This window comes from Asticcacaulis benevestitus DSM 16100 = ATCC BAA-896 (assembly GCF_000376105.1).
Classification (GTDB): Bacteria; Pseudomonadota; Alphaproteobacteria; order Caulobacterales; family Caulobacteraceae; genus Asticcacaulis; species Asticcacaulis benevestitus.
This window is the reverse complement of record NZ_AQWM01000061.1, coordinates 1-13,858: the sequence shown is the minus strand read 5'-3', so window position 1 is coordinate 13,858 and position 13,858 is coordinate 1. Positions and strand designations below refer to the sequence as shown.

The window sequence follows — 13,858 nt, the reverse complement described above, 5'->3', positions numbered from 1 at the left end:
AACAGACCAGTGTCGTCATAACGACCAATCTCAGCTTCAGCGAATGGGCCGGTGTCTTTGGTGACGCCAAGATGACCACGGCGTTGCTCGATCGGCTCACGCACCACTGCCATATCCTTGAAACCGGCAACGACAGCTTCCGCTTCAAAGCCAGCACGGCAACGGTAAAATCGAGAAGGGAGAAAACTGTGACTTGACCAAATACTGACCCACAGGATTATACCTTAAAGGTGGGTCACTTCTCGATGAGAAACCTGGGTCAGTTTTAGGTGATAATCAACACCATGCAGGCTGTCGGCAAATTACCTCAGGTCGCGCGGATTCTAGAAACAGTCCAAGGTGATCACACATATATTGACGTCCTGATCCGCGACGACATCAGCGGCGCTGAAATAGGTCGTCCAACGTTGACCACCGTTATCGACGTCAAAAGCCGCTGTATCCTGGGCTATTATATAAGCTTCGATCCGCCCAGCTTTGGTACGTTCGCCCAGTGTTTCAAACGATGCCTCACGCCTAAGATTAATTGTATCGGCAGCGAAGAATTCCCGATCCTCCAAGATATATTCGGGTTGCCGTCAGTTGTCGTTTTAGACAACGCGATGGAATTTACGGGCATAAGCACCCAGGATGCGATGAACGATATCGGCGTGGTCCTGATCTTTCCACCGGTGAAGACGCCTGAGGCCAAACCATTTGTCGAACGCCTCTTTGGAACTCTGAATTCGATGGGGTTCCGCAGCCTCGAAGGCACGACTTTAAATCAGGCGCAGAAGGCGAAACGCGGGGGCGACTATAAGCCCACAGCGTCCCTCACACTCAACGCCCTGCACGAGATCATCGACCATCTAATCCATGCCTACCATATCGCCGGGCATACCGGATTAAGGGGGCTACCGCCAGCACATGTCTGGCAGCAAGACGCGGTGCAATACGGGATTCCAGTATTGTACGATCTGGATCGGGTCGACTCGATGCTCGCGGTGACGGAGCTTAGAGTTTTGGCTCGGGATGGCATCCAGATTCACGGCTTAATGTACAATCATGGGCCCACGACTAACCAGACGCTTGAGTCTTTTGCAGTAAAAAACTTCGACAGGCGCCAGAAGCTGAAGGTCAAATACAACCCTCACGATCTCGGTTGCATATGGTTTTATCACCCGCTCGACCATGAGTACCTTCGGCTCCCTTGTACCGATCCGGGCTACGCAAGCGGCCTGACTTTATACCAGCATAAAAGCATTGAGGCACACCTGGAAGCACAAGGTCTTCGCTTCTCGACCACTGAGCAACGTCTCAGGGCACGGCTAAGTCTAGAAAACAAGATTTATCAGGTCACGCCAGGCCTGGTTCAGAAGCAACGCAAATCTTTGGCGCGTCTGGCTGCGAAGTCAGGCACCAAACAGAAGCTTGATGACCTTGGTCTCACGTCGATCACTGGCATTTCACTCCTGCCTCACGAACCGTTACAATCCAGAAAGTCCGACGCTGGCGCTCCACCAAAGGGTGCCAGGCGCGGCGCGGCGAAGGCTGCAAAGACGCGCCAAGTGAATACTGAACGGCGCAAGGCTTATGGCGAGCGCGAAGCTCAAATCAACAACCAAGACAATAACCAATCCGTTGATTTCACGGACTCAGACTGGAAGGGGTACGACTATGAATAATATGCGTATTATGCCCGAAACGGGCCTGCTCAACCTTGATTACACAGCGGCGAAAAATGAGGAGGCCACCGATGCGGTTGCCAGATTTTCAGCTGTTTTTATCAATACGCCACATCACTTGAAGCTTGAAAGCGCTATCGACGCGCTTCGACTTCTCGGTTTGAAAACGGTAGGAAGACCACAAAGGGCATTGAGGTGTCTTGCGCCTTCTTCGACAGGTAAGTCTACCGTGGCCAAACGATATAGAGACCGCGTTAACGTACAGGTTCCAATAGGCGAAGAACGACTTCCCATCCTCTATGTCTCCCTTGAAAATGCGACCACAGCAAAGCAGCTCATGATCACTATGCTGGATGAATTGAAAGACCCGGTGTCTGACCGCGGCACCGCGCATTTACTCAAGCGGCGGCTGATTTCGTTGCTCAAGCATTATCAAGTGGAAATCATCATTCTCGATGAGATCCATCACCTCGCCGGACACAGAAATATGAGAGAGATTATCAATGCTTTGAAAGCCTTCCTGAACAACCAGGTATGTCCCATGGCGTTTCTCGGGACGGAAGACGCTTCGCTGCTTTTCACCAGCAACAAGGAGCTTATGGCCGCCAAACTCGGTGACAAATGGGCTCCTGACATAGCTGTCATCCGGTACCTCCGAAAAGGCGAAACTCCAGATTCCCCGAACGAGAGGAAAAAGAAGAGGTTGCAGGGGCAGTTGCAGAAACTGAAAAGCTTCCGAGAAATTGCCGCTAGCGTTGAGTCAGAGCTGGAAACTCAGATTCAGGTGCTGGAAATAGGAACGGCAGCAGGCGGCTCAACTTCCGATGAAGAGCCCGATCAAACGATTTACATCGAAGGGTTGGATTCCGAACTTTAACGCCCGAAAGGATCGTCTTGGAAATTATTCGACCTCGACGTCAGGCGACGGCTCTGGTTCGTAGTCGGCGAAAGAGTGTGGTCTATTGGCTGCCTGAGTAAAAAGCCACGCGTCTCTGCTTTAAAAACTGGCTGAACTCAGACATCTGAAGTCGTCGGCCTGAGCTCCGTGTCGAGACTCTGTGGGCCGACTCGGATTACTCTAATATTCAGTCCTGCAGGATGCAGCTTGCGACATCGAGCGCATAAGGGCAACCGACGCGCGTTGGCGGCTGCGCGGTTTCGGCGTTCTAACGTCAGTCAATAGGGGGAATTATGTCTGTTACCATTAAAGAGGTCACCGAGGCATTCGAATTCTTCTACGAAGCGCTCCACAGCCGCGATTTCCGCAAGACACTCCCTCTCAATAAAATGAGCGAAAGAGAACTGCTTCCGTTGGTGCGTACTTACTTGCTTGGATATTTTTGGGATGTGGCGCCGGAAGTGCGATCAAGCCTGCCGGGCACTCTAACAGGTGAGGGCAGCATTGATTTCGTTGTCGGCGATGTGGCGATTGAACTGGCCGTTCGTCGACCTAAAGATTCGAAGCGGTTCTTATCCGACCTCCACAATGCTACCGAGATAAAAAAGCTAATGAAGCATAAGGGGTTGGCAGTCTTGATCCTTTTGGACTTTTCGGCGAAGCCGTTTAGTGACGCAGATATTGAACGGTATCGGGACTGGCCATCGTTAGGTAAGGGCAACCACAAAAAGTCGCCCTTCAATGTCGCGTATTTCTACAGGGAAAAGCGCGCAACGAAGTGCATACAAAAGAACATCCGAGTTTAGGCGGTTGACGATTAGTGGTTCGCTTCAGCTCAAATGCCGCCGATTCCTTTTTCGAGAAGTGACGTGCTCACCATTTCTTGGCCACCCGAAACTAGAATTTCCGGGGGTTAGGGCTCAAGGTGCGGCGCCGCCGCCGAGCCGGAAACGAGAACGTACAGGCGAATTTTAAACTCGGCTTACCTGTTGGCGCAAGCGCCGCAGGGCAACATTTCACTTCTGTTTCGAACCAACTAGCTGGGCGTATTTGGTTTCCGCAAGCGCGTGCGCCTCGGCGATTTGTGCCTGTGTCATAGCGGCTTCCGCAGGACTTGTCTGGGTAGGCACATCTTGTCCCGTCTTCATAGCGACCAGAAACCACATGTCGGCGGTTACGAGATCGGGTGCCACACCCATACCGGTGCGATAAACCTCCGAAAGATAGACTTGAGCCGGAGCATAATTAGCCTGTGCGGCATCGGTCAAAAGCTCGACCCCGTGCTTAACATCCTTGGGGAAATCATCGTCTCCGACTATAAAATCCATCGCAACCAAGGTCTCGGTGTCCCGATCTGCCTTGGATGCACGGTCATACCATTTGACGGCTTGATTCAAGTCCCGAGGCACCAATATACCGTGGGCATAATCGTACCCTAAGGCGGCTTGAGCATTGCCGAATCCGGCATCGGCAGCTTTGTGCAACCAATAGAGCGCTTTTTCATTGTCCGGTCTGGTATTTATAGTGCCAGTACTCATTACATGCGAGAGCAAGAGTTGGGCCTGCGGAGAGTCAAGTTCAGCAGCCTTTTCAAGCCAATATACAGCTTTCTCCTGGTTTGCGGGAATATCGCTGTAATAGTAATCTTCTCCAAGGTAGAGCGCCGCGTAAACATATCCCTCATCTGCGGCATGATGAATTTCCGCGCTTCCCTTCGCTCCGGTATAATCTTCCTCGTTGGCAAAGACGCCATCACAGAACTGCTTTTCGGGCGAGCTAGAATTTGTCGCGGCTTGCTGCCGGCAGAAATCGACGGCTTCCATTTGGCGAAAGAAAACCGAACCGGCCAGACAGGGCGTTGATACTGAGATAGATAGGGCCACGGCAACGAGAAGAGTTTGCCACCGCGCCTTATGCTGCTTGATCACGATGCGGGCCTTTATGGATTGCTGCGAGATTTTGGACCAAAGTCTTGGCGCTCTTCCGTCCTAAATGCAACTGGAGATGACACTGGCGGGCGAGACCAGTGCTGCCTTCTTGAATACCGTTTTGGGTACAATCGAAAATGGCTTTGCCGCATGATGGGCTAGAGGCAAGTTCTGGCCTTGCTCATCGCTGCAGGCGACGGGCGCGATTTTTATTTTGCATGCCGGAATCAGCTCTCGTGCGACTGAAAAAAAGTCGCGATAGAGCCAGCCTAGATGGCTTTCAGCGCTGCCAGCAGCCTTGCCATATCCTCTGATGTCGTTGTGTAGCCTGGCGTGACGCGTATGCAAGCGCCGTCGGAGAGACCGGTTCGCATGACTGTGAATATGTTGTACGTTTCAAGCAATCGCTTGACGAGGTTTGCATGGGCTTCGGGTGATTTATCGCCGATAAGACGGAATGACGTAATTCCCGCATGAAGACGTGTGTCGTCTGGTGTCAGGACCTCTATTGATTTGAATTCACGTGCCGGTTTAACCCATAGGTCTCTAAGGTACGTGAAACGCGCACCGCACACGTCTGAACCAATAGATTTGTGGAAGTCGAGCGCATCATTTGCTGCCATCTGTGCGGCGAAATTGGCAGTGCCTGTATGTATGCGTGCGTAAATTGGATCTTTTGCACTATCCTCCTGCCCCATATAGGTGTCGATGTCGGTAATACGATCGGCCCTAATATAAACGGCACCGACCCCAATCGGGGCGCCTAGCCATTTATGCAAATTAAATCCCGCAAACACGAAGCCATCCGCCTTGACGTCGATCGCCCCCTGGCCCCAGGCATGCGCGCTGTCCACAATCGCGTCCACGCCTCTGTCACGCGCCATGGCTATGATGTCGCTAACAGGGAGGCGCAAACCACTACGGTGACCAATATGCGTGAGCAATACCAGACGAATGGACGGGTGTTCTTTTAGTGCCTGCTCATAAGTGTCAATCAGGTTTTGGTAAGTAGCCGGGTTCGGCAGGTTAATGCTGATGACTTCTACGCCACGCCTTGTCTTCAGCCAGCGCATACCTGCCTGCATGCTGTCATAATCATGATCGCTGATCAGGACGGCGTCGCCACTTTTCAGGCGATTATACCCACCGATCAGGCTAAGCAAGGATTCCGTGGCGTTTCGCGTTAGCATTATTTCGCCGGGATCGGCATTGATCATCGCAGCGATGCGTTTGCGAAGCCCCTGAAAATAGGGGGCAAAATCACGGCGCGTAAAATAGGCACCCTCGGCGTTTACTTTTGCACTGTAGGCGTCAAACGCCGCCGCAACATGTACCGGCATCTGGCCGAAAGCGCCAAATTCAAGATTGACCACGCCGGTCTGCGGCCGCGCTGGAAATGCCGAGGCAATCTGGCTCCAGCCCGCTTCGTAATGGGGCGAGGTGTCAATCGCGCCTTCCGCCAGCGATTGGGACAGCGGCAGCGCACCGCTTGCGGCCCCCAAGAGGGCGGAGGCCAAGAACTGACGACGTTTCATTTGGGTCCTAAAAAAGAGACGGGTGGTCCATGAAGGCCACCCGTCAAGGTTAGGGGGTCGTTTTAGAAGCGGGCGTTCAGACGAACATAGTATTGTCCGCCATCGGTGTCGTAAGGCGCGTTACGCGAATATTCGATGCCGCGGCTGGCCTGGAAGACGGCCTTATCCGGATAAGTGTCGAATATGTTTTCGCCGCCGACCCGAAGGGATAGCTTCGGATTGATAGAGTACGTAACGGACGCATCGAAGAAGGTGATGCCACCAAAGGTTTGGTAGATATCGCCTGTCGAATTTCCGGAGGAGTCAGTCCAGCTACCGTAATAGCGGCCGCGAACCTGATACTCGAACGCGCCCTTGGTAAAGGTAGTTGCCAGTGTGACATTGTCCTTGGGCAGATTTTCTTCGTACAGGAGCTTCTGGGTCGGGTTGGCATTCAGCGAGCCCGACGTCACCTTGGTTTCATTGTGATTATAGGCAAGCTTCAGGTCCAGACGGCCCGAGAACAGAGGACGGTTATAGCTGGTCACGATATCGATGCCCTTGGTGCGGGTGTCGAAATCGTTCGTGAACCAGAAGACAGAGGTATAGTTGGCGGCACCCGGAATGCCCTGGGCCACCAGGCTGGCTTTCTGGGCAGCGGTCAGGGTAATGGAGGGCGAACTGGAGAAGCGTTTGCTCACATCGACCTGATAGGCGTCGATCGAGCCCGACAGGCCAAAACCGGTCTTCCAGACAAAGCCGGCGCTATAGCTTTTCGAGGTTTCCGGTTGCAGCGGCTTCGCGCCCAGGGCCACCGCCAGCGGATTGAGCGGCGACAGACGCCCGGACGTGAACAGTTGCAAGGTCACCGTGTCCAGTCCCTGAGACGTGCTGAGCGAATTGACCTGGCCCGGGGTTGGCGCCCGGAAGCCGGTTGAATAGGAGGCGCGTACCGCCACGTCCGGCGTGAACTCGTAACGGCTTGCCAGCTTGCCAGTCGTCGTCTCGCCGAATTCCGAATAGTGTTCATAGCGCAGTGCGCCACCCAGTGTCCATTTTTCGGTCAGTCTGGCTTCGGTGTCTATATAGGCGGCATAGCTGGTCTGGTCCCACTTGCCGGCCTGTTGATTGCTGAAACCCGGGAAGCCGTTCGAGCCCGAGGCGAGGCCCGCATTAGCGCCCGGCCCAACGGCATAGGAGGCCGCGTCGCCGGCAGCGACCGAATAGGTTTCCTTGCGGCTTTCGACACCAAAGGCGACGTTGATCGGCTCAGGAAGGGTTGCCACGTCCAGGTGGTAGACGCCGTCGGCGTTCAGATTGAATTCCTGCTGCTTCTGCGTGCCGAGGTAAAAGTCGGTCGGGCTGTTGGGGCCCATGGAGGCATTGATCGAATTGTACAGGAAGAACTTGGTTTCGTTCTGGCCGTAGCTGGCGCTCAGGTCCCAGTCGAACGCTTCGCCCCAATGGCCGCGCAGACCGCCGACGGTTTGATAATCCGTGTAGTCGACCGCTTCATGTGGCGTGAAGCCAGTGGGGTAGATCGACCTCAGGTCCCAGCCCGGAAAGATGGAGGGAACGGTCTTGTAAACGGCGGCATTGCTTGTGGCGCTAGGAATGCGCCAGTTGATATCGTTAACGCCATTGCCGGTCGATGCGGTGGCAAAACCGTACAGTTCTCCGACACCAACAATGGGCAACATAGCATCGACAGCGTAGTGGTAGGTCGTCAGCTCCGGCTTGCCCCAGCGCTGAACCGGGTTGGGGATGGTGAGGCTGGGGTTGGCGGCCTGGAACGCGGCGGCGTCGGCGCGTTGGTGGGTGCGGGACGTAGCCGCCGCATCGGACCATTCCGCCGTCGCGACGATATGACCGCCGTCACCAAGGGCGAAACCGGCACGGATGCCCGCTTGCAGATTGGCGCCGTCACCCGCGAAATACTGAGATCCTTGAGTGTAGGCTGAAAAACCCGGCTTTTGGTCCAACTGGATATTGATCACGCCGGCAATAGCATCTGACCCATACTGGGCAGATGCGCCGTCACGTAGGACTTCAACGCGTCCGATGGCAAAGTTCGGGATTTGGGCCAGATCCGGACCTTGCGCGCCGCGCTGACCGAGGAAGGCGGTTCGGTGAAAGCGTTTGCCGTTGATCAACACGAGCGTCTGATCGGACGACAGGCCGCGAAGGTGCGCCGGGCGGATAAATTGCAGACCATCGGATGTCGGCAGCTTTTGGACATTGAACGAGGGTATGACCTGGGCGAGATTGTCGATCAACTGGCTGGAGGTGCCATCATGCAAATCCTTGGCAGTGAGGACATCCACCGGCGTCAAAGTCGTAAATTTGGTGCGCGTTTTGTCGCGGGTGCCGGTAACAACAACAAGCGTGTCACTCTCTGCAGGCGTCGTGTCGGCTGTAACGGTTTGAGCCTCTGCGAACCCGCTGGAGGACAAGCTCATCACAAGGACGGCCATTGTGCAGGAAGACAGCAGGAATACGCGGTGATACGTGGACATGATAACCCCTCATTCGCCAAGCTAGGCCGATAGTTCAGTGGCACGGTTGGCGTGTGTAAATGACGATCTTCAGCAGGTGACAGGCACGCGCTAATGACGGCGGGGTAGCCGTCGACTGCAACAATCAAGTGATGCTTTTGTAGTTCATATATGAATTAGCTCGTGATCCCCCCACCAACTTGTCGACGCACGCAGCCTCCAGTGACCTGCTCCCCATTTCTTGGCCGCCCGAAACTAGAATTTCCGGGGGTTGACGTGCTCCCCGTTTCTTGGCCACCCGAAACTAGAATTTTCGGGGGTTAGGGCTCAGGGTGCGGCGGCGCCGCTGAGCCGAAAACGAGAACGTACAGGCGAATTTTAAACTCGGCTTGATCGAGCTCCATGATTGCTTGGTGAGGTGTGGGCCGCAAAGAACATTCGCGCCGAAGATTACTATCCGCCGGCGTCCATCTTATCGGAAATCGCTCTCGAAAATAGCCTCGCGATCTTCCCTTCAATATCGTCCGCAGCCGTGCCCTCGATATTGTCGAGAACGATAATGATCAGGTCATCGTTGGGATAGTAGGCCATTGCAGAATTGAAGCCGTTGATATTACCGGCGTGCTCGATCGTGTTGCGTTCCCGCGCGGGATGGATAAACAACCCATAACCATATCCGGACTTATATACCGTCGTCATCTTCACCAATGTGGCCTGCGACAGCACCTTTCCGCCGAAAAGCGCTTTTTCCCATAGCAGCAGGTCATGGGTCGTAGACACCATGGCGCCGGCGGCATAGGGCACACTCATATCCACATAGGCTGCTTTTTCAAGGCCATGCTTTCCTTCGAGATAACCGTTGGCCTGTAATGGAGGCGCGCCCGAACCTGTTGCAACGAAGGTTTCTGCCATACCAACTGGCCGGATGAGATTGACGTCAACGAAGTCCTTATACGATTGGCCACTCACCTTCTCGATAATCATGCCCAGCAGGATATAGTTGGTATTGCTATAGGCCCAACGGCTACCAGGCCGGAAGTCGAGCGGCTTGTCGCGTATCAGGGCCAGGTCGTCCTGGGGAGACACGGCGTGGGTCTGCAATGTCGTATACCCAGGCTGGCTTGTGAAGTTGGCTATGCCCGATGTGTGGGCCAAAAGATCGTGTACCGTGATGGCATTCCAGTCGGCAGGCAGGTTCGGGAGGTAACTGCTGATCAGGTCGCCTGTCTTCAGCATCTTGCGCTCATCGAGCAGGAGGATGGCCGCAGCAGTGAACTGCTTCGTCATCGATCCGATACGAAACGATGTATCCGTCGTCATCGGCGCCATAGTCTCAAGACTGGCGTATCCATAGGCTCTGTCGAGTATGACGGTACCGCCCTTTGCCACCAGCACCGTACCCATAAACGGGTGCTTCGCGACATGCGCCTGAATAACCTGATCGATGCGTGCCGCGTCTGGGACGCCTTGTGCTTGCGCCGCACCGAAAACAGCCATCGTCGCAACGATGCTCGCAAAAAACTTCGCTTTCATTCGAGTGTCCATGGCGGCCATTTTAATTCGTCGAGGCGTCATACGAACTTGGCGCGGAAAATGTAAGCCAGATTCTGATCTCATATCCACAGCGCTACGTCGTAAAGTTCCTGAACGCGGGATAATTTGGAAGGCTTTCGCTGGCTGGCCATTCCTGGTGAAGGTGGGAAAGCCAGATTACCAAGGTTGCACTTAACTTCGGAAATGCACCTGCTCGTTCACAGGCATTTATTGCGACCTGCAGGTACCAGAGAATGCGGCTACGCCGAGTAGCGGTGCCCCAGACGCTGTCCACCGCCAACGCGTCATTAAGCATCCAGTGCAGGCTGAACACGGTTCGCGCCACTATGACGGTCGTCATTTCCAAGACGAAAGCCTGCTCGTGCGCTGCGACCGGGAGAGCTTTGACTACTTCATCTCTATAGACTCTCTCGATCCTATTAGCGACCTCGTCCGGCACCATGCCAGCGCACCAGCACGAGGGGAAGCCGACCCTCCAATAGACCGCGTCCAGTAGCATATGGCCTGGAGCCGAGAATTCGAAATCGATGAGCCTGGCCTTGCCTGCATCCAGAAGGACATTGTCGGGACAGCCGTCCGCATGGACCAAGGCCAACCAAGGGCCGGGGTTGGCCAGACGGCGTCGGATCGCATCCAATTCTTCCGAAGGCAGCGATTGGCCGGCCAGTTCGGGGAGAGGCTGCTCAAGCCAGTCCGCAGCCAATAACCCCGGTGCAGTGGCGTGGGGAAAGGCTGACGCCAGGGCCTTTTGATGATCTTGCAGGCAGCCGACAGTCGCTACATGCAACCGGGCCATGGCGAAAGCGTAGGCAGCTAAATCCGCTTCGGCCTGCAGGGCGGTGCCTTCTAGCAATGACTTTACAAGGGATGGAAGCTGGGCGCCTAGATCGTCAAACACGATAATGCCATTCCTAGCATCGCCGGCAAGCAGGGGCGAGTGCACATTTGCATCAGCCTGTTTCAGGACTTCCCTGGCAGTCCATTCCGTGACGAGACCAGAGTCGATGAAGGCAGTTGCCGACGTGGCACAGTAGGACGCCAGGCGCGTCGCCTTGATAATAACAGCGCGAACGTCTCGGCCAAAATGCGCCTTCGCGCGCAAAACGAGATTGCGACGATCCTCGCGGCTAATCCTCTCAATTTGCGAAAGACGGACAGGCACCCCGAATGCACCCAATAGCGCGTCTTCGGCCAACCTAGTCACTTCGCCTTCGTCGAGAGACCTATATTCGTTCATCGTTGCCCTTGTCACTGTGGCCCTGGCGCGGGACTCACTTCAGACTACTAATCGCATGGCTGTCAGCAGCACGGAAGGCGCACTGTAGTGTAGATCGGTTTTCTTTTGAATTCAGAGGGTTGCGAGGGGCGTGCGCGTTTTGCCGTTCTTTAACGCGAAATCTGCGCGTTTTGACGCGTCTTAACGCACACTAGGCCGTCTGTCCAAACCGGCGGCTTTTACCGATCTGAATGAAGTCAGTAGGTTGGCGAGCGCGCCTTAATCGGTCCGAACACTTTTTCTCGTTGAAAAACGAGTCTAAGAGTTTGAAAGGTAACGACAAATCTGTCATTCGAAAGCCTTCTTGAAGGTTATATTTCAAGCTGCTGGCAAAGGTCAGTTTCTGGCACATACGCTTCTCCTCCGAGGTTCCATTGTTCCAAAGATTCCAAGGGTTTACTAGGAACTCAATGGCCGTTCGAAAAAGTTCGTCATAGGGTCGCGTAGGTTTGCCAAGTGCGTCGATTTTTTCCGCTAAAATTGTCTTCTGAATCTCGAAATCGTTAATCCGCTTCTCGTAGGCCGCAATGACGGTCTTGTTATCGGAGTCAAGAATTCGGTCGAGCAATTGGCTTATGCTCTTTTCAGTTTTCAGAATTTCAGCAGCCATAGCTTTCCGGCGATCATCCAACGTGCCCTGTTCTTCGTTCCAGATATCCCGGAACATTTCTTTTATGACGGCGACCAAATTTGCGGAGGGTTGCAATGAGCGCAGGATGGCTTCAAACGCACCTTCAAGTTTGGCACGAGGTATGGACTTTCCATTTTTAGAGCAGCCGCGCCCCCGACATAGGTAATATGGGTAGAAGGACTGCAAGCATGGCATCATCAGGGACGATTTAAAGCGACTTCGCATCGTCCTCATACTGCGCCCACTTCACCAGAACATAATCGAGATGGGCGCAGGAAGCTGTCTTGCTCAAGCCGCCAAGGCATCGGTATATCGTTCGTGAGGTAAGGCCAGCCGGGATATTCGTTTCGCCCTCAAGAAGCATAATGGCGGAAATTCCGGTACGGGTTTTCTCGCTATTGAGTTTCCGCTTTAGATCATTGGTTATGGGGATGATGTCATCGCTCATGCAGCCCCGAATAATGTCTATCGTTTTGTCTGTGAGGTATGCGCTTCGTAAAAGCTGCGAAGCACGGCATTCATCCGGCTTTGATAGCCTTTGCCTTGTGCCTTGAACCATTCAAGCATGTCGGAATCATACCGCACGTTGGTCGCCGTCTTTGGACGATCCGGCATACGCAGTTTCGCAGATGCCCAGAAATTGGCATCGGCTTCCGGGATATCGGAAAAATCTATATCGCTGTCTTTGACGGCCTTCATTTCGGCAATCGTCATCGGTTTATCGTATCGCTTCATAGTACGCCTTCCTTTCTTTGCTTGAGGCCAGTCTTGCCGATATAATTCGGGTAACGCCGCTCCGGTCGGTATGAATCACCGTGACGACAACCTCCGCCTCTAACAATCCGTAGCTGATGATGCGTTCTTCGCCGTACTCGTGGCGGTCGTCTATCCGGCTGACCACAACATCATCGAAAATGGCGATAGCCTGTGAAAAGCTGATACCGTGCTTTTCGACATTGGCGGTATTTTTGGCCTCGTCCCATTCAAAGTGCATATACAATTGTATCTACAAGTGTAGCTACAGTCAAATTCTTCATAAGGAAGGGATGCAATGCCACTTAATCGGGGGGACGAGGTGGCATTGCCCATCAATTATAGTGATGCTTCCTGCTCATTTCTACGGCAAAACAAGCTCTATAAACGATACGGGCTGGAAATAGGCTCTTGTGTCGATTTTTCCATCACGGGCATCAAGTAATTTGATGTTTGTGAGGTTTGCGGATTTGCAAAAATCTCCCTGAAGGGTCGCCGTGATGTGGTATCCAGTGCTCAACGTCGCGTTCGCTGTATGCCCCTGCAGTGATTAGATTTTCGCCCGAAAATCTTGCGATCGAAGGCCCGACAGGTCGTTTGAAAGCTCACGTTCTATTGTCGGCCTGTCTGATCTGAACAGGGTAAAATTGAACATGGCTTTGCCGCATGATGGGCTAGAGAGACGTTCTGGTCTTGCTCATGGCTGCAGTCCTATGGAGTTCATTTAACAATTGAGGAAATGAATGGAGTACGTCGAGCAAATTGGGATGTAGTCAGTTGAGATCGTTCAATTCGGCGACGATGTCGTAGGCATCACCCCGATAATAGGATCGGGTAAATTCGCAAGCGCGACCATCTTGAAGAAATCCCAGACGCTCTATAAAAAATCCCGCATCTCCCAGCTGAGCGCCCAACCGATCGGCCTGCTCACAGGTAAAGTTAACAGCACGCATACGTTGAAGGGCTCGCACCGGGCGCTGNCCTATCTTNCCGAGTGCTTCATACACCGANTTCGTGACGCATTCCAGCGATGGCAAACAGCAGCGCAGTAGTGTTGTATATTCGAGCGCCACGGCCTTTTCGTCAGCAAAGCGAACGCGTCTAAAGCGATAGACCATCGTATCAGGCGACAAACCGAGATAGAT

The 13,858-nt window shown here is 53.8% G+C and carries 14 protein-coding genes; 4 read left to right on the top strand and 10 right to left on the bottom strand.

Features of this window, described 5'->3' with window-relative positions; translation table 11 throughout:
• The 4 genes from B060_RS0122635 to B060_RS0122620 form a co-directional block, all read left to right on the top strand.
• Positions 1 to 197, top strand: a 197-nt coding sequence (locus tag B060_RS0122635; RefSeq protein ID WP_018082993.1) for an ATP-binding protein, incomplete at its 5' end; no start/stop codon positions are given.
• An 87-nt stretch (positions 198 to 284) separates the two neighbouring features.
• On the top strand, positions 285 to 1,664 hold the full coding sequence (locus B060_RS0122630; protein ID WP_018084085.1) for a Mu transposase C-terminal domain-containing protein: 1,380 nt from the start codon (positions 285 to 287) through the stop codon (positions 1,662 to 1,664).
• Complete coding sequence (locus B060_RS26360; RefSeq protein WP_018084084.1) at positions 1,657 to 2,541, top strand: TniB family NTP-binding protein; 885 nt, start codon at positions 1,657 to 1,659, stop codon at positions 2,539 to 2,541. Before B060_RS0122630 ends, B060_RS26360 begins: the two co-directional genes overlap by 8 nt.
• A 314-nt stretch (positions 2,542 to 2,855) precedes the next feature.
• Entirely contained in the window at positions 2,856 to 3,368 is a 513-nt protein-coding gene (locus tag B060_RS0122620) for a hypothetical protein (RefSeq protein ID WP_018084083.1), read from the top strand.
• A gap of 210 nt (positions 3,369 to 3,578) precedes the next feature.
• Here the strand turns inward: B060_RS0122620 and B060_RS0122615 are convergent, their stop codons facing one another.
• The 10 genes from B060_RS0122615 to B060_RS0122570 all read right to left on the bottom strand — a co-directional run bounded on the left by B060_RS0122615 (position 3,579) and on the right by B060_RS0122570 (position 13,846).
• Positions 3,579 to 4,490, bottom strand: coding sequence for a tetratricopeptide repeat protein (locus B060_RS0122615; protein ID WP_018084082.1), 912 nt, complete (start codon positions 4,488 to 4,490; stop codon positions 3,579 to 3,581).
• A gap of 269 nt (positions 4,491 to 4,759) precedes the next feature.
• The gene (locus tag B060_RS0122610) at positions 4,760 to 6,025 is read right to left on the bottom strand and encodes an aminotransferase class V-fold PLP-dependent enzyme (protein WP_018084081.1); all 1,266 of its coding nucleotides are present in this window, start codon (positions 6,023 to 6,025) and stop codon (positions 4,760 to 4,762) included.
• Positions 6,026 to 6,087: 62 nt separating this feature from the next.
• Positions 6,088 to 8,520, bottom strand: a complete 2,433-nt coding sequence (locus B060_RS0122605; RefSeq protein ID WP_018084080.1) for a TonB-dependent receptor plug domain-containing protein — start codon at positions 8,518 to 8,520, stop codon at positions 6,088 to 6,090.
• Between the two features lie 432 nt (positions 8,521 to 8,952).
• Positions 8,953 to 10,053, bottom strand: coding sequence for a serine hydrolase domain-containing protein (locus B060_RS25710; RefSeq protein WP_157405703.1), 1,101 nt, complete (start codon positions 10,051 to 10,053; stop codon positions 8,953 to 8,955).
• Between the two features lie 73 nt (positions 10,054 to 10,126).
• Entirely contained in the window at positions 10,127 to 11,290 is a 1,164-nt protein-coding gene (locus B060_RS0122595) for a phosphotransferase (protein WP_018084078.1), read from the bottom strand.
• 190 nt (positions 11,291 to 11,480) lie between these two features.
• The gene (locus B060_RS25705) at positions 11,481 to 12,146 is read right to left on the bottom strand and encodes a hypothetical protein (protein WP_155847956.1); all 666 of its coding nucleotides are present in this window, start codon (positions 12,144 to 12,146) and stop codon (positions 11,481 to 11,483) included.
• Positions 12,147 to 12,168: 22 nt separating this feature from the next.
• Positions 12,169 to 12,408, bottom strand: a complete 240-nt coding sequence (locus tag B060_RS0122585) for a hypothetical protein (RefSeq protein WP_018084076.1) — start codon at positions 12,406 to 12,408, stop codon at positions 12,169 to 12,171.
• 17 nt (positions 12,409 to 12,425) lie between these two features.
• Positions 12,426 to 12,695: a BrnA antitoxin family protein gene (locus tag B060_RS0122580; protein WP_236621684.1), complete on the bottom strand. Its 270-nt coding sequence runs from the start codon at positions 12,693 to 12,695 to the stop codon at positions 12,426 to 12,428.
• Complete coding sequence (locus B060_RS0122575) at positions 12,679 to 12,954, bottom strand: BrnT family toxin (RefSeq protein WP_026173080.1); 276 nt, start codon at positions 12,952 to 12,954, stop codon at positions 12,679 to 12,681. The genes B060_RS0122580 and B060_RS0122575 overlap by 17 nt, the downstream gene beginning before the upstream one ends.
• Before the next feature lie 532 nt (positions 12,955 to 13,486).
• Positions 13,487 to 13,846, bottom strand: a complete 360-nt coding sequence (locus B060_RS0122570) for a GntR family transcriptional regulator (protein ID WP_425303999.1) — start codon at positions 13,844 to 13,846, stop codon at positions 13,487 to 13,489.
• Positions 13,847 to 13,858 lie beyond the last annotated feature (12 nt).

Excerpts from the sequence above, each read along its gene's own strand:
- B060_RS0122630 (WP_018084085.1), top strand. The coding sequence starts at position 285 with ATGCAGGCTGTCGGCAAATTACCTCAGGTCGCGCGGATTCTAGAAACA.
- B060_RS26360 (WP_018084084.1), top strand. The coding sequence starts at position 1,657 with ATGAATAATATGCGTATTATGCCCGAAACGGGCCTGCTCAACCTTGAT.
- B060_RS0122620 (WP_018084083.1), top strand. The coding sequence starts at position 2,856 with ATGTCTGTTACCATTAAAGAGGTCACCGAGGCATTCGAATTCTTCTAC.
- B060_RS0122610 (WP_018084081.1), bottom strand. The coding sequence starts at position 6,025 with ATGAAACGTCGTCAGTTCTTGGCCTCCGCCCTCTTGGGGGCCGCAAGC.
- B060_RS0122605 (WP_018084080.1), bottom strand. The coding sequence starts at position 8,520 with ATGTCCACGTATCACCGCGTATTCCTGCTGTCTTCCTGCACAATGGCC.
- B060_RS25710 (WP_157405703.1), bottom strand. The coding sequence starts at position 10,053 with ATGGCCGCCATGGACACTCGAATGAAAGCGAAGTTTTTTGCGAGCATC.
- B060_RS0122595 (WP_018084078.1), bottom strand. The coding sequence starts at position 11,290 with ATGAACGAATATAGGTCTCTCGACGAAGGCGAAGTGACTAGGTTGGCC.
- B060_RS0122585 (WP_018084076.1), bottom strand. The coding sequence starts at position 12,408 with ATGAGCGATGACATCATCCCCATAACCAATGATCTAAAGCGGAAACTC.
- B060_RS0122580 (WP_236621684.1), bottom strand. The coding sequence starts at position 12,695 with ATGAAGCGATACGATAAACCGATGACGATTGCCGAAATGAAGGCCGTC.
- B060_RS0122575 (WP_026173080.1), bottom strand. The coding sequence starts at position 12,954 with ATGCACTTTGAATGGGACGAGGCCAAAAATACCGCCAATGTCGAAAAG.